The organism is Cognatiluteimonas weifangensis, from assembly GCF_003416885.1.
Classification (GTDB): domain Bacteria; phylum Pseudomonadota; class Gammaproteobacteria; order Xanthomonadales; family Xanthomonadaceae; genus Cognatiluteimonas; species Cognatiluteimonas weifangensis.
The window spans coordinates 133,537-151,337 of sequence record NZ_QVPD01000005.1 but is presented as its reverse complement, the minus strand read 5'-3'; the positions used below and the strand labels follow the sequence as shown (position 1 = coordinate 151,337).

The 17,801-nt window shown below is 70.9% G+C and carries 14 protein-coding genes; 11 read left to right on the top strand and 3 right to left on the bottom strand.

Annotated elements, in window-relative coordinates:
• Positions 1 to 2 precede the first annotated feature (2 nt).
• Positions 3 to 1,577 carry a tetratricopeptide repeat-containing sulfotransferase family protein gene (locus tag D0Y53_RS06725; protein WP_117202438.1) on the bottom strand — a complete coding sequence of 525 codons (1,575 nt, stop codon included), beginning with the start codon at positions 1,575 to 1,577 and terminating at the stop codon, positions 3 to 5.
• Between the two features lie 313 nt (positions 1,578 to 1,890).
• Between D0Y53_RS06725 and D0Y53_RS06720 the strand changes: the two genes are divergently transcribed.
• From D0Y53_RS06720 to D0Y53_RS06710, 3 genes are read left to right on the top strand one after another with little or no spacing between them, the layout of a single operon-like run.
• On the top strand, positions 1,891 to 2,994 hold the full coding sequence (locus D0Y53_RS06720; RefSeq protein WP_117202543.1) for a Glu/Leu/Phe/Val dehydrogenase dimerization domain-containing protein: 1,104 nt from the start codon (positions 1,891 to 1,893) through the stop codon (positions 2,992 to 2,994).
• Positions 2,995 to 3,052: 58 nt separating this feature from the next.
• Complete coding sequence (locus D0Y53_RS06715) at positions 3,053 to 4,210, top strand: acyl-CoA dehydrogenase family protein (RefSeq protein ID WP_117202437.1); 1,158 nt, start codon at positions 3,053 to 3,055, stop codon at positions 4,208 to 4,210.
• 16 nt (positions 4,211 to 4,226) lie between these two features.
• Positions 4,227 to 4,820 carry a GNAT family N-acetyltransferase gene (locus D0Y53_RS06710; protein ID WP_117202436.1) on the top strand — a complete coding sequence of 198 codons (594 nt, stop codon included), beginning with the start codon at positions 4,227 to 4,229 and terminating at the stop codon, positions 4,818 to 4,820.
• 53 nt (positions 4,821 to 4,873) lie between these two features.
• Here the strand turns inward: D0Y53_RS06710 and D0Y53_RS06705 are convergent, their stop codons facing one another.
• The gene (locus tag D0Y53_RS06705; protein ID WP_158550596.1) at positions 4,874 to 7,825 is read right to left on the bottom strand and encodes an autotransporter serine protease; all 2,952 of its coding nucleotides are present in this window, start codon (positions 7,823 to 7,825) and stop codon (positions 4,874 to 4,876) included.
• 144 nt (positions 7,826 to 7,969) lie between these two features.
• Between D0Y53_RS06705 and D0Y53_RS06700 the strand changes: the two genes are divergently transcribed.
• From D0Y53_RS06700 to D0Y53_RS06675, 6 genes are all read left to right on the top strand, one after another.
• Positions 7,970 to 9,145, top strand: coding sequence for a thiolase family protein (locus D0Y53_RS06700; protein WP_117202434.1), 1,176 nt, complete (start codon positions 7,970 to 7,972; stop codon positions 9,143 to 9,145).
• 130 nt (positions 9,146 to 9,275) lie between these two features.
• A complete protein-coding gene (locus tag D0Y53_RS06695) occupies positions 9,276 to 9,602 on the top strand; it encodes a hypothetical protein (protein WP_117202433.1) in 327 nt (108 codons plus the stop codon).
• A gap of 187 nt (positions 9,603 to 9,789) precedes the next feature.
• Positions 9,790 to 10,149, top strand: a complete 360-nt coding sequence (locus D0Y53_RS06690; protein ID WP_117202432.1) for a hypothetical protein — start codon at positions 9,790 to 9,792, stop codon at positions 10,147 to 10,149.
• 136 nt (positions 10,150 to 10,285) lie between these two features.
• A complete protein-coding gene (locus D0Y53_RS06685) occupies positions 10,286 to 11,911 on the top strand; it encodes a carboxyl transferase domain-containing protein (RefSeq protein ID WP_117202431.1) in 1,626 nt (541 codons plus the stop codon).
• A 132-nt stretch (positions 11,912 to 12,043) separates the two neighbouring features.
• Positions 12,044 to 12,559: a bactofilin family protein gene (locus D0Y53_RS06680; RefSeq protein WP_117202430.1), complete on the top strand. Its 516-nt coding sequence runs from the start codon at positions 12,044 to 12,046 to the stop codon at positions 12,557 to 12,559.
• On the top strand, positions 12,556 to 12,918 hold the full coding sequence (locus D0Y53_RS06675) for a hypothetical protein (protein ID WP_117202429.1): 363 nt from the start codon (positions 12,556 to 12,558) through the stop codon (positions 12,916 to 12,918). Before D0Y53_RS06680 ends, D0Y53_RS06675 begins: the two co-directional genes overlap by 4 nt.
• Positions 12,919 to 12,940: 22 nt before the next feature.
• On the opposite strand, the gene D0Y53_RS06670 is transcribed toward D0Y53_RS06675, so the two are convergent.
• Positions 12,941 to 14,878 (bottom strand): FTR1 family protein, encoded by a 1,938-nt coding sequence (locus tag D0Y53_RS06670; protein ID WP_117202428.1) that lies wholly within the window; start codon positions 14,876 to 14,878, stop codon positions 12,941 to 12,943.
• A 115-nt stretch (positions 14,879 to 14,993) separates the two neighbouring features.
• Between D0Y53_RS06670 and D0Y53_RS06665 the strand changes: the two genes are divergently transcribed.
• Together D0Y53_RS06665 and D0Y53_RS06660 are read left to right on the top strand one after the other, a co-directional pair.
• Positions 14,994 to 15,785, top strand: coding sequence for an enoyl-CoA hydratase-related protein (locus D0Y53_RS06665; RefSeq protein WP_117202542.1), 792 nt, complete (start codon positions 14,994 to 14,996; stop codon positions 15,783 to 15,785).
• Complete coding sequence (locus tag D0Y53_RS06660; RefSeq protein WP_199492013.1) at positions 15,785 to 17,800, top strand: acetyl/propionyl/methylcrotonyl-CoA carboxylase subunit alpha; 2,016 nt, start codon at positions 15,785 to 15,787, stop codon at positions 17,798 to 17,800. Before D0Y53_RS06665 ends, D0Y53_RS06660 begins: the two co-directional genes overlap by 1 nt.
• Position 17,801 lies beyond the last annotated feature (1 nt).

The window sequence follows — 17,801 nt, the reverse complement described above, 5'->3', positions numbered from 1 at the left end:
AGTCAGTAAGCGAGCGCGCCGAGGCGTTCGCGCAGCGGGCCGAGATGGTTTTCGTAGCGCCGCCACTGCTCCAGGAACCGCTGGTGGATCGGCTCGCGCACCTGCGCGGCGCTGGCGGTGGCGACGGTGCCGGTGCGCTCCTCGATCGCCGTCATGCCCTCGTGCCAGGGCAGGTCGCAGAACGCCAGCACCTCGCGCACGACCTTCTCCGGCTCGGTGACCAGCTCGTCGTAGCGCACATCCAGGATCCGCCCCGGATACAGCGCGCGCCAGTGCGCCATCAACGTGCGGTAGCGGCGGTAGTGGTCGGCCATTTCGGTCTGGTCGTAGCTGTGCGGATAGGCGCCGGCGAACCATTCCTTGAGGTTGGAGAAGCAGGTGTCCATCGGCCCGCGCACCATGTGCAGGATCCGCGCCTGCGGCAGGGCGCGGGCGATGTAGGACACGTTGAGGAAGTTGGGCGGCATCTTGTCGGTGTACACGGCGCGGCCGCGCGCGCGCCATTGCGTGTGCGCCAGGTAGCGGCGGCCGAGCTCGGCGAAATCGATGGCCTCGGCGCGCTGCGCCAGCGGCAGGTCCAGGTGGGACGCGCCGCCGAGATCGCACATCCAGCGCAGCTGCCGCACCAGGTCGCGCAGCTCGCCGGCGTCGGCGACCTCGGGGTGGTTGCCGAGGATGCGTTCCAGCAGGGTGGTGCCCGAACGCGGCATGCCGACGATGAACACCGGCCGCGGGCCGTCATCGACGTGGCCCCGGGTCGGTGCCGGTTTCAGCGCGCCGAGGTAGTCGAACAGCGCCTGTTCGGCAGCGCTGTCGTAGCGGACCTGGCTGCGGCGCAGGCGCATGCCCTCGGCCAGCACCTGCCAGGCGGGCTCGATCTCGTCGCGGCGGTCGAGTTCGGCGAACAGCGCGTACAGCAGCATTGGGGCGTCTGCGTGCTCCTTGCCGATGCGTCCCAGCACCGCTTGCAGTCGCTCGACGCAGCCATCGCCATCGCCCGGGCGGCGCCGCAACCTGGTCAGCGCACGCAGCGCCGGCACCGAATCGGGGTTGCCGCGCAGGCTGGACTCCAGCTCGCGCTCGGCCACCTCGTCGTCGCCGGCATACATCCGGCACAAACCGATGAGGTAGTCCAGGGTCGGATTGCGGAAACCACGGGCACGGGCGCCTTCGAGCAATTGCAGGGCATCGTCCGGGAAATAGGCGTTGGCCAGCATCCTGCCCAGTTCGGCCAGCACCGGCACATTGCTGCCGCGCAATATGGACGGGTCGCTGGCGCAGGTCAGCATCGCCTGCGACTCGCCCAGATACGCCAGCCGCCTGGCCAGGCCCTGCAACAGATCCGGCTCGGCGATGCGGGTCTCGAACGCGGCCATTGCCTCGTCCACTGCGTCGCGATATCGCCTCTTGGTTCCGGCCAGCAGCGACAGCTGCAGGTGCGCGGCAGGCGCGAGTTGTCGGTTGTGGAACAACTGGCGGTAGATCGCGGCGGCGGCGTCCGATTGCCCGGCGGCGAACAGGCGTTGGGCCTCATGCCAGCGCAGCAGGTCGTCGGATTGCGAAATTGGGGTCGACATTCGGGAGATTGCTCCGACAGCCTGCCGATCCGGCACGCCTGGATGGGGAGTTTGTTTGCAGCGACGACTTAGGATAAGCGCAACCCCCTAATGCCAGTCCGTAGCCTGGCTGCGTCCTGCAGTAAGGGTCTCCGTACCGGTTTCCGAACCGTCGGGTACGGGCTTTTGCCGGCGCAGGCGCGTAAAATACGGCGGCTGCGGTCGGGAGAGAGCGCCCGTCACGCCGTAGACTTCCGCTTAATCAAAGACTTACCAAACATTGTTGGCGTCGCTCGCGATGCGCGATCCGGCCGCCGGCGTTCTGGAGCACGTGATGATTTTTGAAACCCTCGACACCTTCGGCCACGAGCAGGTCGTGTTCTGCCACAACAAGGATGCCGGCCTGAAGGCCATCATCGCGATCCACAACACCGTGCTCGGGCCGGCGCTGGGCGGCACCCGCATGTGGCCGTACAAGACCGAGGCCGACGCGCTCAACGACGTGCTGCGGCTGTCGCGCGGCATGACCTACAAGAACGCGGTCGCCGGGCTGGACATCGGCGGCGGCAAGGCGGTGATCATCGGCGACCCGGCCAAGGACAAGTCCGAGGCGCTGTTCCGCGCCTTCGGCCGCTTCGTGGACTCGTTGGGCGGCCGCTACATCACCGCCGAGGACGTGGGCATCGACGTCAACGACATGGAGCTGGTGTTCCGCGAGACCGAATACGTCACCGGCGTGCACCAGGTGCACGGCGGCTCGGGCGATCCGTCGCCGTTCACCGCCTACGGCGCGCTGCAGGGCCTGATGGCGGCGCTCAACAAGAAGTTCGGCGACGAGGAAGTCGGCAAGTACAGCTACGCCGTGCAGGGCCTGGGCCACGTCGGCATGGAATACGTGAAGCTGCTGAAGGAGCGCGGCGCCAAGATCTTCGTCACCGACATCAACAAGGGCCTGGTCGAGAAGGCGGTCGGCGAGTACGGCGCCGAGGCCGTGGCCCCGGACGAGATCTACGACGTGCCGGCCGACGTGTACTCGCCGTGCGCACTGGGCGGCACCGTCAACGAGCAGACCCTGCCGCGCCTCAAGGCCCGGGTGATCTGCGGTTCGGCCAACAACCAGCTGTCCAGCGATGCGGTCGGCGACGAAGTCGAGAAGCGCGGCATCCTGTACGCGCCGGACTACGCGGTGAACGCCGGCGGGGTGATGAACGTCGCCCTGGAGATCACCGGTTACAACCGCGAGCGCGCGATGCGGATGATGCGCACGATCTACCACAACCTGGCGCGCATCTTCGAGATCGCCGAGCGCGACAGCATCCCGACCTACAAGGCCGCCGACCGCATGGCCGAGGAGCGGATCCAGGTCATGGGCAAGCTGAAGCTGCCGCTGGGCCGGACCTCGCCGCGTTTCCAGGGCCGCATCCGCGGCGGTCACTGAGCCGCAGCGACGGGGCCACGGCCCCGTCGCGCCGTCGGCGACAACGCACGGAGCGAGAATGCGCGCTTTTCCGCTGGGTGAGGACATCGATGCGCTGCGCGAGGCGGTCCGCCGTTTCGCCGCGGCCGAGATCGCGCCGCGCGCGGCGGCGATCGACCGCGACAACGCCTTCCCGCAGGACCTGTGGCCCAAGCTCGGCGAGCTGGGCCTGCTGGGGATGACGGTGCCGGGCGAGTACGGCGGCAGCGGCATGGGCTACCTCGCCCACCTGGTGGCGATGGAGGAAATCTCGCGCGCTTCCGGTTCGGTCGGCCTGAGCTACGGCGCGCACTCCAACCTGTGCGTCAACAACCTGTACGCCAACGGCAACGAGGCGCAGCGCGCGAAGTACCTGCCGAAGCTGTGTTCGGGCGAGTGGAAGGGCGCGCTGGCGATGAGCGAACCCGGCGCGGGCTCGGACGTCGTCGGTTCGATGGCCTGCCGCGCCGAGCTGCGCGACGGCGTCTGGATCGCCAACGGCAACAAGATGTGGATCACCAACGGCCCCGAGGCCGACGTGCTGGTGGTGTACATGCGCACCGCCGGCAAGGACGCCGGCAGCAAGTGCATGACCGCCTTCATCGTCGAAAAGGGCATGCCCGGCTTTTCCACCGCGCAGAAGCTCGACAAGCTCGGCATGCGCGGCTCCAACACCTGCGAGCTGGTGTTCGAGGATTGCGCGATCCCGGCCGGGAACGTGCTGGGCGAAGTGCACCAGGGCGTCCGGGTGCTGATGTCGGGCCTCAACACCGAGCGCCTGGTGCTCAGCGGCGGCCCGCTCGGGCTGATGCAGGCGGCGCTCGACATCGCCCTGTCCTACGTGCGCGAACGCCGGCAGTTCGACGCGCCCATCGGCACCTTCGAGCTGATGCAGGCCAAGCTCGCCGACATGTATACCGCGCTGCAGTCCTCGCGCGCCTTCGCCTACCAGGTGGCGCGCGACTACGACGCCGGGCACAAGTCGCGGGTGGACGCGGCCGCCTGCCTGCTGCACGCCAGCGAGGCCGCGGTGCAGGTCGGCCTGGAGGCGATCCAGACGCTGGGCGGCAACGGCTACATCAACGAGTTCGACACCGGCCGCATCCTGCGCGACGCCAAGCTCTACGCCATCGGCGCCGGCACCAACGAAATCCGGCGCATGCTGATCGGCCGCGAGCTGTTCGAAGGGCGCGCCTGAGGCGACGGCCGAGGCGATGCGGGCGAGCGGCCAGCCAGCCATCGACACGCGACCGTTGCGCCGCGACGACTGGCCGCTGATCGCGGCCCTGTTCGGCGACAACGGCGCCTGCGGCGGCTGCTGGTGCATGTGGTGGCGGGTGCCGATGGGCGGCAAGACCTGGGAGGCGGCCAAGGGCGCGCCGAACCGCGCCGCGTTCCGCGCCCTGGTGGAAGCCGGCGAGGCCTCGGGCGTGCTGGCCTTCGCCGACGACCAGCCGGTGGGCTGGTGCGCGGTCGGCCCGCGCGCGGACTTCCCCCGGATCGAACGCAGCAAGGCGCTGCAGCGCGACTGGGACGCGGGCACCTGGTCGCTCAACTGCCTGTACGTGCCCGCGCGCTGGCGCGGCCGCGGCGTGGCCACGGCCCTGGTCGCGGCCGCGGTGGCCTTCGCCCGGAGACAAGGCGCGCGCGAACTCGAGGCCTATCCGCAGGCGGTGGCGGCCGGCGAACGTCTGGCCGGCGCGTTCGCCTGGACCGGGGTGCCCGCGTTGTTCCTGGCGCAGGGTTTCCGGCCAACGGGCGGAAGCGGCCGCGGCCGCAGCCTGTACCTGCTGCCATTGCGGCCTTGAGCGGTTCGCCGCGGTGCGGCATGCGGCCGCACCGCAGGCTCCGCCGTCACGCGTCAAAAGCGATAGAAGCCCTGCAGCGAGACGGTGTTGTTGCCGCCCAGCGGGCTGGAACGACGGACGGCATCGAGGCGCAGCAGCGCGTCGTCGCCGAACAGCGCCGACAGGCCGGCACCGAAGGTGACGCCGTGCTCGGCCAGGCCGATGCCCTGCACCGGCGCCCATTGCGACAGGCCGGTGAAGCTGGCCTGGAACAGTTCGCCCTGCGAGGCCAGTGTCCGTTGCCATTCCGCGCGCGTGTCGGCGCGCAAGTCGACGCCGCCCAGGCGCCAGCCGCGTTGCGCACGCAGGCCCGCGAAGCCCTGCCAGCGGCGGCTGTTCCAGGCGTCCGCGCGCAGGCCGAAGCCGGTCTCGCCGCGCTCGGCGAAGCCAGCATTGTCGATCTGCGCGTACTGGCTGCCGGCATAGGGACTCAGCGCCACGCCGGCGACGTCGAAGCGGCGCCCGACCTCGGCGAATGCGCTCTGGTAGCGGCCCAACAGGGTCGTCGCCACCGTGTCCTGGCGCGCGCCCAGCAGCAGGTTGCGCTGCATCTGGCGGTCGAACCCGCCCAGCGCCAGCTGCGCCTGGCCGTACCAGTCGCCGTGCCAGCCGGCAGCGTACAGCTGGACCTCGCGCTGCTCGCCTCGGCTGCGGTCGCCGAAGGCGCCCAGCCAGTTGGCCTGCCGCACCCGGCTCATGGCGAGGCCGAAGACCGCATCGCCGCCCGCCGCGCGCCAGTCGTTGCCGATCATCTCGCCCTGGGCATCAAGCGCCACGCCGTCGTATCCGGCTTGCGCCAGGGTGCCGCTGGTGGCGAGGTCGCGGTACCAGCCGCCGGCGGCATGCCGACTCGTGCCCAGCCGCTCGACGCGCGCGTCCAGCGCGCGGCGCGTGGCGTCGATGCTGTCGAAGGTCAGGGCCGAGGAGGCCGCATGCAACTGCCCCGACAGGCTGCGCAGCGACAGGTCGGCATTGGCCACGCTGGTCGAATGCTGCAGGGCGCCCGCGGCATCGATGAAGGCGCCGTCGATGCCGGCTGGCGCGATGCCGGCGAGCTGACTGTCGATGGCGCCCATTGCCGTCTCGACCCGCTCTGCCGACGCCATGGTGATGCCGGACAGCCCCATGCCGGCCACCGCCTTGGTGACATCGATGCGCTTGATGTCGAGAAAGACGTTGTTCGGGTCGTAGCTCAGCGACGCGTCGAGAAACACGTTCGGCGCCGCCTTCAGGCTGTCGAAGGTGCCGCTGATCGAATGCGCGTTGAGCAGCGTTTCCCTCGACGCGGTGACGTAGCCCTGCTTGACGCCGAGGACGCTGACCTGGCCGTCCAGTGCGGCCGGCCCGGTCACGAGGAAGGTGTTGCCCAGCCACACGCCGAGGTTGCCGGTCGCGCCCTGGGTGAAGCTGCGTGCGCCCACCGTTCCCGATGCGCCGGCGAGATAGGTGCCGTCGTTCTGCAGGGCCATTGCGAAGCCCCCGGACCACACCGTAGCCCCCTGGCTGACGAAGATGTCCGAGAACCCGGCGCCGCCACTGAGGTAGAGGCCACCCTCAAGCACGCGGGTATCGCCAAGGTATCCGCCGATCTGGGTCAGGATCAGCGTGCCGGGGCCGGACTTGACCAGCCCGCCGTCGCCGCTGATCTGGTTGCGCCAAACCGATGTCCCGCTGAACGACACGCTGACGTCGCCCCAGGCGAATTTGCTGGGTCCGTTCGCGGCCTTGGTCACGTCCAGCAGGCCCCAGCCGAACACCGGGTCCACGCCGAACTCGCCGAGGTCCTTGGCGGCGCCGAGGATCGTCTGCCGCACCAGGTCGTTGTCGAAATAGGGGAATGCCGACCACACGACCGCGGCCGCACCCGCCACCTGCGGCGCGGCGAACGAGGTGCCGCCGCCGCGGTACAGCCCGCTGGTCGCCTGCGAGGTCGCGTCGGGATCGATGAACACCACGTTGCCCGGTGCCACCAGGCAGTAATTCATCGCCGACCCGCATTCCTGCGAATAGCTGGTCAGCTGGGTCGGGTTGTCCGGATCCAGCGCGCCGACCGTCAGCCAGCCGCTTTCCAGCTGCGCGTCGTTCGCCAGCGTGGGCAGGCGCGCGTTGTCGGACGGCTCCAGCCGCAGGGCCGGGTCCTCGCCGGCGTTGCCGTTGGCGAACACGATGATGCCGCCGCGGGCGACCACGAAATCCTTCCAGGCGTTGGCCAGCTCGGTGGTCAGCGCGGGGTCGTTCCAGTACAGGCCGCCCCAGGAGTTGTTGATGATCTTCGCGCCGGCGTCGGCCAGCTCCGCGTTGATGGCCTTGAAGAAGTCGCCATAGCCCTGGCCCGCGCCGATTTCGTTGCCTTGGCCGGAGCCGTCGTCCACCGGCGGCGTGTCGCCGATGATGCGCGAGGACACGATGGTGGCCTCCTGCGCGACGCCGCCGCCCCATTGCCCGGTCTGCCCGGAGTTGCTGCCGTCGGGATTGAGGTAGTTGCCGATGGCCGGCTTGCCGGCCGCGAGCGAGGCGACGATGGTGCCGTGGCCGATCTTGTCGTCGACGCTCAGGTCGTTGGCATCCGGATCGACATGCACGAAATTGCGGGTCACGCGCCCGGACAGCGTCGGGTGGTTGCGGTTGACGCCCGAGTCCACCAGACCAATGGTCACGCCCTTGCCCTTCAGGCCCGCACCCAGCGCACCGGCCGCGTTGGTCAGGATCAGGTGCCCGCTCAGGCTCGGGCTGGAGAACGTCACCGGCGCGCCCCGCGAGGGCACCGCGGGCGGGTTCGCCTGGGTCAGCGAGCTGTCGGTGGCGACAGTGGGGGTAAAGCCGATACCGGGAGCGGCCGGCGGGGCCGGTGGCGGCGCTGCACGGACGTTGGAACCGCCGCCGCCGCAGGCGGACAGCGCAAGGGCGATGGCGCACGCCAGCGCGGACAGTGCGGACGAGTTCGACAGGCGATCGTGCTGAGGCATTCCCCGGACATCCCCGTGCGCCATCCGCCCCCGCGGAACCGCTGCGCACCCGGCCCATTATGCAAGCTCCTCGGGTGCACGGCGGAGGTGCGATAATCGGGGTCTTTCCGGCGCTCTCCGCGCCGCCCCATCACGGAGTCCCCCATGACCGACATCGTCATCGTCGGCGCCAAGCGCACCGCCATCGGTTCCTTCCTGGGCCAGTACACCGGCGTGCCGACGCCGGTGCTGGGCACCGCCGCCATCGCCGGCGCCCTGGCCCATGCCAACCTGGCGCCGGACCAGGTCGACGAGGTGATCATGGGCTGCGTGCTGCCGGCCGGCCTGGGCCAGGCGCCGGCGCGGCAGGCCTCGCTGGGCGCGCAGATCCCGGCGTCGGCCGGCTGCACCACCATCAACAAGGTCTGCGGCTCGGGCATGAAGGCGGTGATGCTGGCGCACGACATCATCAAGGCCGGCTCGGCCAGGGTGGTCGTCGCCGGCGGCATGGAGTCGATGACCAACGCCCCGCACCTGCTCAACGGTTCGCGCACCGGCATCCGCTACGGCAGCGCCGAATTCCTCGACCACATGGCCTGGGACGGCCTGACCAACCCCTACGACGGCAAGGCGATGGGCGTGTTCGGCGACATGGCCTGCGCCAAGTACGGTTACGACCGCGCCGCGCTGGACGCGTACTCGGCCGAGAGCGTCAAGCGCGCGCAGGCCGCGCAGGCGTCCGGCGCGTTCGCCGCCGAGATCGTCCCGGTCACGGTCAAGAGCCGCAAGGGCGAAGTGGTGGTCGACCAGGACGAGGAGCCGGGCAAGATCGACGTCGCCAGGATCCCCGGCCTGCGCGCCGCCTTCGGCAAGGACGGCGTGCTGACCGCAGCCTCGTCCTCCAAGATTTCCGACGGCGCCGCGGCCACCGTACTGATGGCCGCCGACGAGGCCGAGCGCCGCGGCCTGAAGCCGCTGGCGCGGATCGTGGCCCATGCCACCCACTCGCAGGCGCCGGAGTGGTTCACCACCGCACCGGTCTCGGCGATCCGCAACGTGCTGGACAAGGCCGGCTGGACCGTGGCCGACGTCGACCTGTTCGAGATCAACGAGGCCTTCTCCTGCGTGGCGATGGCGCCGATGACCGACCTGGGCATCGCCCACGACAGGCTCAACGTCAACGGCGGCGCGGTCGCCCTGGGCCACCCGATCGGCGCCAGCGGCGCGCGCCTGCTGGTGACCCTGCTGCATGCCCTGCAGGCGCGCGGCGGCAAGCGGGGGGTGGCCTCCCTGTGCATCGGTGGCGGCGAAGCCACCGCAGTCGCCGTCGAGATGGCGTGAACACAGGGTCGTTAAAAACGGCTTTACAAAAAAATTGCGGCCAACCGCTTGACAGGCGACACGGGCTTGTCATCATGTTATAGGCGCGCAGTTGCGCGTTGCCAAACTCAACGACGAGGAAACACCGATCATGATCATCAATAAGGCGCTGCTCGCCCTGGCCATGGGCCTGGCCCTGGCCGCGTGCACCAACCAGCAGCAGGCCGAGGATTCGGCTGCCGAAGCCGCCACCGCCGCCACCGAAGCGGCCGACGCTGCTGCCGCCACCACCGACGCCGCTGCGGACGCTGCCCAGGCTTCGGCCGACGCCGCCGCCGCCGCCGCCGATGCCGCCGGCACCTCCGCCGACGCCATGGGCGAGGCTGATGCCGCCGCCGACGCCGCTGCTCCGGCCGACGCCGCTGCTCCGGCCGAAGCTCCGGCCGAGGAAGCTCCGGCCGAGACCCCGGCCAACTGATATCGGCCGGGTTCTGCTTTGAAATCGGAAAAAGCCGTCGGCATCCCCGGCGGCTTTTTCCTTCCCGGCCCGCATGGCCGGACCCCTGTCGGTTGACGACAGCCCGTCGGCGGATGCCGACCCCGCAGCGCGAAAAGGCGTTGCCTGAGCCCACCAGCTCCATCAGACAACCCCTTCGGAGATCGCCATGAACACCAAGCTTTTCGTCATCGCCGCCGCCGCCGTGCTCGCCCTGTCGGCGTGCAAGAACGAGACCCCGGAAGCCCAGCAGCAGGCCGCCGAGGCCGCCGCCGCCGCCGATCAGGCTGGCGCCGCCACCGCCGACGCCGCCCAGCAGGGCGTGGAAGCCGCGGCCGCCGCCACCGGCGAGGCCGCCGGTGAAGTCGCCGCCAACGTCGACCAGGCCGCCGACGCCGCCAAGGCCGCCGCCAACGAAGCCGCTGCCACCGCTGCCGACGCCACCGCCGATGCCGCGCAGGCCACGGCCGACGCCGCGCAGAACGTCGCCGACAAGGCCGACGCCGCCGCCGAAGAAGCCAAGAAGTAAGCGTCTTTCCACGACGTGCAGGAAGACCCGCTGCGGCGGGTCTTCTTGTTTCTGCGCCCAGCGCGCACATCGACCCGTCATCGGCACCCGGCGACTAACGGTATCCTTGCGGCTCCGCTGTCACCTGCCGCACCGCATGCCCGCCATCGCCTCGCAACTGGATCCGCGCTCGCCCGAATTCCGCGACAACGTCGCCTGGCACCGCGCCCTGGTCGACGAACTCGACCGGCGCCTGGCGCACGCGGCCGAGGGCGGCGGGCAGAAGGCCCGCGACAAGCACACCCAGCGCGGCAAGCTGCTGGTGCGCGAGCGCCTGGTCGCCCTGCTCGACCCGGGCTCGCCGTTCCTGGAGATCGCGCCGCTGGCGGCCGAGGACATGTACGACGGCAAGGCGCCGGCGGCCGGCATGGTCTGCGGCATCGGCCGGGTGTGCGGCCAGGAAGTGGTGGTGGTCGCCAACGATGCCACGGTGAAAGGCGGCACCTACTTCCCGATCACGGTGAAAAAGCACCTGCGCGCGCAGGAGATCGCGCGCGAGAACCGCCTGCCGTGCATCTACCTGGTCGACTCCGGCGGCGCGTTCCTGCCGCTGCAGGACGAGGTGTTTCCGGACAAGGAGCACTTCGGCCGGATCTTCTACAACCAGGCGCGGATGAGCGCCGAGAACATCCCGCAGGTCGCGGTGGTGATGGGCAGTTGCACCGCCGGCGGCGCCTACGTGCCGGCGATGAGCGACGAGTCGGTGATCGTGAAGGAACAGGGCACGATCTTCCTCGGCGGCCCGCCGCTGGTGAAGGCGGCTACCGGCGAGATCGTCGATGCCGAGACCCTCGGCGGCGCCGACGTGCACACCGCGATCTCCGGCGTCGCCGACCACTTCGCCGAGGACGACCGCCACGCGCTGCAGATCGCGCGCGACATCGTCGCCAACCTCAATCGCCGCAAGGCGCTGCCGCTGGCGGTGCGCGAGTCGCGCGAGCCGCTGTACGCCAGCGAGGAGCTGTACGGGATCGTGCCGAAGGACACGCGCCGCCCGTTCGACATCCGCGAGGTGATCGCGCGCATCGTCGACGGCAGCGAGCTGCAGGAATTCAAGGCGCGCTACGGCAAGACCCTGGTCACCGGCTTCGCCCACCTGCACGGCTATCCGGTGGGCATCGTCGCCAACAACGGCATCCTGTTCTCCGAATCGGCGCTCAAGGGCGCGCACTTCATCGAGCTGTGCAACCAGCGCGGCATCCCGCTGGTGTTCCTGCAGAACATCACCGGCTTCATGGTCGGCAAGAAGTACGAGCAGGCCGGCATCGCCAAGGACGGCGCCAAGATGGTGACGGCGGTGGCGTGCAGCCACGTGCCCAAGTTCACCGTGGTGATCGGCGGCAGCTTCGGCGCCGGCAACTACGCGATGTGCGGCCGTGCCTACGGCGCGCGCTTCCTGTGGATGTGGCCCAACGCGCGCATCTCGGTGATGGGCGGCGAGCAGGCGGCGAGCGTGCTGGCGACGGTCAGGCGCGACGGCATCGAGGCCCGCGGCGGCGACTGGCCGGCGGCGGAAGAAGAGGCATTCAAGGCGCCGATCCGCGAACAGTACGAATCCCAGGGCAGCCCGTGGTACGCCACCGCGCGGCTGTGGGACGACGGCATCATCGACCCGGCCGACACCCGGCGGGTGCTGGGACTGGGGATCTCGGCGTCGCTGAACGCGCCGATCGAAAGCGCGCCGGGCCGCGCGGGCACCCGCTTCGGCGTGTTCCGGATGTAATCGCGCCAGACCCGGCACGGCCGCGACCGGAAATTGGTGATGCCGCGCACAGGCAATGCGCGCAACCGGCGTGCTAGTCTCGATGGTGCAGGGGGCATCATCACAACGCAGTCACACGAGGATTTTCTTGCCATGGCGATCTTCAACCCGCAGAGCACGGCCAAAAAGGAAGCGGCCCCGTTCACCCCCGACCCGCCGCCCTACCGTGAGATGCCGGCCGCCACGGACACCTCCTCCCCCAGTCCCGGAATCCCGCCGCGCCGCGCCGAGCCGGTCGCGGCCAAGGAATCGCTGATCGCGGCCGACTTGACGATCGAGGGCAAGATCGAAGGCTCCGGTCACGTCCGCATCGCCGGCAAGTTCAAGGGCGACGTCAACGTCCAGGGCGATCTGACCATCGAGCCCGGCGCCCGCCTCACCGGCGGCGTGCGCGCCAAGCGCGTGATGATCGCCGGGGAGCTGGAAGGCAACATCGAAGGCGCCGCGCAGGTCGAGCTGCTGCAGGGCGGCGTGCTGGTCGGCGACGTCAAGGCCGGCTCGCTCACCGTGGCCGCCGGTGCGCGCATGCGCGGCCAGGCCGATTTCGGCTGGGACGACAAGGGCGCCGCGAAACCCGCCGGCAACGTGGAAAGCATCTCCGCGTCATGAGCAGCGCGCGCCCGGGGACCGCGGGCGCGACGCGCCCGTGCCCCCACTGCAAGGCGACCATCCTCGAAAGCGCCAGCGTGTGCCCCGCCTGCCGGGGCCACCTGCGCTACGACGAGGCCTCGCTGCAACGCGAGAAGACCCGCATCTCGCCGCTGCGCATCGAGGGCACGCTCGCGCCCCCGGCAGGCGAGAAGGTCTACGAGTACTCGATGGTGCTCTCCCTGCGCAACGAGCGCGGCGAGGAGATCAACCGCCAGATCATCGGCGTGGGCGCCCTGCACCCGGACGAATTGCGCGTGTTCACCCTGCAGGTCGAGATGACCGAAGCCACCGACACCAAGGTCCGCCGCAGGCATTAGACGACGGCGACGCTCCGTCTCCTCAGCGCGCGGCAATACGTGCGCCGCGCGCATTCCAGGCGAAGCCCGCGACCAGCACCAGCAGCACCGCCAGCTGCGCCAGCAGGCCCTGCGAGGTCGGATGCACCCCGAGCAGGTCGATGCTCGGCGCGGGCACCAGCGACACCGGCAGCCAGCCCGCCTCCTGCAGCGCGGCCACGCCCTTGCCTGCCAGCACCACCGCCAGCACCGCCATCAGCAGCGCGCTGACCGCGAAGAACTGCCCGAACGGCAGCTTGCGGCTGTAGCGCAGCATCAGCCAGCCGATCGCCGCCAGCGCCACCACCGCGGTCGCCGCCCCCGCCAGCACCGCCGAATGGTTGCCCTGGCTCCACAGCGCGGCATAGAACAGCACCGTCTCGAACGCCTCGCGATAGACGATCACGAACGCCAGCAGGAACATGAACCAGGCCGACCCGCGCGACAGCGCCTGCGACATCTGCTCGCGGACGTAGCGTTGCCAGGCGTTGGCTTGGCTCTTGCCGTGCATCCAGATGCCGACCGACACCAGCACCGCGGCCGCGAACAGCGCCGCGAAGCCCTCGGTGAGTTCGCGGCTGGCGCCGCTCACCTCGACCAGATGGGTGGCGACCAGCCAGGTCGCGCCGCCGGCCAGCAGCGCGCCGATCCAGCCGCCATGGATGTAGGGCATCGCGTCGGTGCGATCGGACTTGCGCAGGAACGCCACCATCGCGATCACCAGCAGCAGCGCTTCCAGGCCCTCGCGCAGCAGGATGGTCAGCGCGCCGACGAAGGCCGCGCCGGCGCCGGTCTCGGCATCGCCGCCGCCGATCGCGATCTCGGCGCGATCGAACAGGGCCGCCACCTCCGTCACCCGCGCCTGCACCGCGGCAACATCGGCGCGCGCGCCGACCTGCGCGCGCAACGCGATCATCGCCGCTTCGACCTCGGCCAGCAGCGGCTTGTCGCGCGTGGCCAGCATCGGCTCGACCGGTTCGAAACCGTCGAGGTAGGCGGACAGGAACTTGTCGCGCGCCGCGTGCGCGTCGCCGGCGGCGTAGGCGACCATGCCTTCCTGCAGGCGGCTGCGGGCGAGCGTCAGGGGGGCGACGCCGCCGGCAGCGCTCCCGGCTGCGACCGCCTGCGGCTGCCGCCGCAGGTACGCGGTCAGGTCGTCGGCCTGGGCCTGGTCCAGCCCGGCGATGCCGCCGGGCAAGGTCTGCACCAGTGCCGCGAGGTCCGGCACCGCGGTGCGCACGTCGGCGCGCTGCAGCCACAGCGCCTCGCCGCGGGACATCCGCGCCTGCGGGAAGGCGAGTTGCCCGACGTAGAACGCCAGCGCCCAGCGGTCGGTTTCCGGCAGTCGGGCATAGCTGGCCATCGCCGTGCCGGCGAGGCCCTGTTCGATCACCTGTTGCAGCGCGAACACGCTGCGCTGCCGCGCGCGCGCGGCGTCGGTGAAGTCGATCGGCGGCGGATCCAGGGCGATGCCGGCGGGGCCGTCGCCGGCGCCGGTGGCGCCGTGGCAACTGGCGCAATGCTGCTGGTACAGCGCGGCCGCCCCGGCCAGGTCGGGGACGCGGTCGGGCGCACGCGGCACCGGATAGGCGCGCAGCAGGTCGTCCGCCAGCGCCCGCGCCAGGCGTTCGACCTCGGCCGGCGCGGCCTTGGCGGCCACCGCGGCCTGCAACGCCGCGGCTTCGGTCTGCAGTCCGCTGCGCGCCGGATGCGCAGGCAACTGCGCGAGGCGTTCGCCCACGGTGGCCGAGAACTCCTGCATCTCCTGGTACTCGATGGCGCTGATCACCTTGCCGTCGCGCACCGCGCCCGGGTAGTCCACGGCGATGTAGTCGAGCAGCTGCCACAGCATCTGCGCCTGCGGATTGGCCCGCGCCGCAAAGGCGCCCAGCACAAGCGCGGCCGCCAGCAGCGGGAGGAACAGCCAACGGAATCGGGACATGGAACCTGGCCTGGCAGGGGGATGGCGGATCGGTCATCCTATGATAAACGAGAATGGATCGCATTCTCCCTGTCGCCGCCCGGTATCATGACCGCCCGAATCGGGGGATGTGGGCGTGAGCGAACCCTTGCCATTGCTGGCCCAGCGCGACGGCGCCGTGGCCCGCCTGCGGCTGAACCGGCCGCAACTGCACAATGCCTTCGACGCCGGTCTGGTCGCGGCGCTGACCGCCGCGTTGTCGGCCCTCGGCGCCGATCCCGGCGTGCGCGTGGTGGTGCTGGAAGGCGCCGGCGCCTCGTTCTCCGCCGGCGCCGACCTGAACTGGATGCGCGGCATGGCCGCCGCCAGCGAGGCCGAGAACCGCGACGACGCGCTCGCCCTCGCCCGCCTGCTGCGCACCCTCGACGCACTGCCCAAGCCGACCATCGCGCGCGTGCACGGCGCCGCGTTCGGCGGCGGCGTCGGCCTGGTCGCGGCCTGCGACATCGCCATCGGCGTGGCGGGAGCGAAGTTCGGCCTCACCGAAAGCCGGCTCGGGCTGCTGCCGGCGGTGATCTCACCGTACGTGATCGCGGCGGTCGGCGCGCGCCAGGCGCGGCGCTGGTTCGCCAGCGCGGAAATCTTCGACGCTGCCGAAGCCCGGCGCATCGGCCTGCTGCACGAGGTGGTCGACGCGGCCGCGCTGGACACCGCGGTGCAACGGCAGATCGAGCTGTTGCTGAAGGCCGGACCGGTCGCCGCCGCCGGCGCCAAGGCGCTGGTGCGCGAGGTCGCCGCCGCCACCGACACGGCCGCGGTCGATGCCGCCAACGCCGCCCTGATCGCGCGCCTGCGGGTCTCGCCGGAAGGCCAGGAAGGCATCGCCGCGTTCCTGGAAAAGCGCAAGCCCGCCTGGACCGCGCACTGATGGCCTCCGCCCCGCTGTTCGACAAGATCCTGATCGCCAACCGCGGCGAGATCGCCTGCCGCGTGATCCGCACCTGCCGGCGCCTGGGTATCCGCACCGTGGCGGTGTATTCGCAGGCCGACACCGACGCCCAGCACGTGCGCCAGGCCGACGAGGCCTGGCCGATCGGCGGGCCGCAGCCGCAGGACAGCTACCTGCGCGGCGATGCCATCATCGAAGTCGCCCGGCAATCGGGCGCGCAGGCGATCCATCCCGGTTACGGCTTCCTCAGCGAGAACGCCGACTTCGCCGCGGCGGTCGTGGCCGCCGGACTGGTGTTCATCGGCCCGTCGGCGGCATCGATGCGGAAGATGGGCAGCAAGGCCGGCGCCAAGGACCTGATGGCCGCCGCCGGGGTGCCGGTGGTGCCGGGCTACACCGGCGCCGAGCAGTCGCCACAGGCGCTGGCGCGCGAGGCGGCGCGGATCGGTTTTCCGCTGATGATCAAGGCCGCGCACGGCGGCGGCGGCAAGGGCATGCGCGTGGTGCGCACGCTGGAGGAGTTCCTGCCGCACCTGGAAAGCTGCCAGCGCGAGGCCGCCGGCGCGTTCGGCCGCGACCGCGTGCTGCTGGAGCGCTACGTGCAGTCGCCGCGGCACATCGAGATCCAGGTGTTCGCCGACACGCACAGCAACGCGATCCACCTCAACGAGCGCGAATGCTCGGCCCAGCGCCGCTACCAGAAGGTGCTGGAAGAATCGCCCTCGCCGTTCCTGACCCCGGAGCTGCGCGCGGCGATGGGCGCGGCCGCGGTGCAGGCGGCGCGCGCGATCGACTACGCCAACGCCGGCACGGTGGAGTTCATCGTCGCCCCGTCGGGCGAGTTCTACTTCATGGAGATCAACACCCGGCTGCAGGTCGAGCATCCGGTGACCGAGATGACCACCGGCCTGGACCTGGTCGAATGGCAGCTGCGGGTCGCCGCCGACAAGCCGCTGCCGCTGGCCCAGGAGCAGGTGCCGCAGCGCGGCCACGCGATCGAGGTGCGGCTGTACGCCGAGGATCCGGAAGCCGGCTTCCTGCCCGGGTCCGGCACCCTGGAACGGCTGCGGCTGCCGGCGCCGGGCGCGCACGTGCGCATCGACTCGGGCGTGGTCGAAGGCGACACCGTCAGCATCTTCTACGACCCGATGATCGCCAAGCTCATCGTGCACGACGCCGACCGCCCGCGAGCGCTGGCGCGGCTGCGCGAGGCGCTGGCGCAATGCGACGTCGTCGGGCCCAAGTCCAACATCGCGTTCCTGGAACGGCTGGTGCGGCACCCGGCGATCGTCGGCGCCAGCATCGACACCGGCTACCTGGACCGCCATCTCGACGAATTCGTCCCTGCCGCCGACGCCGCGGTCGACCCGCAGCAGCTGTTCGCCGCGGCCACCGTGCAGTTGCTGCTGCAGGAGCAGGCGCAGGCGGCGCGGGCCGCCGGCTCGGCCGACCCCGGGTCGCCCTGGGCGCTGGCCGACGGCTGGCGCCTGGGCCATGCCGGCAAGCGCCACCTGGCTTTCCTGCACCGCGGCCAGCGCCTGCTGCTGACCGCCCAGGGCAGCGGCGGCGAGTACCGGATCGAGGCCGGCGGGCACGCGGTCACGGTTTCCGGGGCGCGGCTGGAGGACGGTGTGCTCGGCGCCCGTTTCGACCAGCGCGCGCAGCGGTTCCTGTACCGCGCCGGGCCGCGCCGGCTGCTGCTGCACGACGGCCAGTCCCGCCTGCAACTGGAGCCGGTCGAGGTGTATCGTCGCCAGGGCGAGACCCAGGGCGCCCAGGACGACCGCCTGCGGGCACCGATGCCGGGACGCGTGGTGGTGGTGAAGGCCGGCCCGGGAGAGAGCGTCGTGGCGGGGCAGGAACTGCTGGTCATCGAGGCGATGAAGATGGAGCTCGCGCTCAAGGCGCCGCGCGACGGCGTGGTCGCGAGCGTGGGCGCGGCGGCCGGCGAGTTCGTCGAGGCCGACACCGTGCTGATCACCCTGGAGCCGTGAC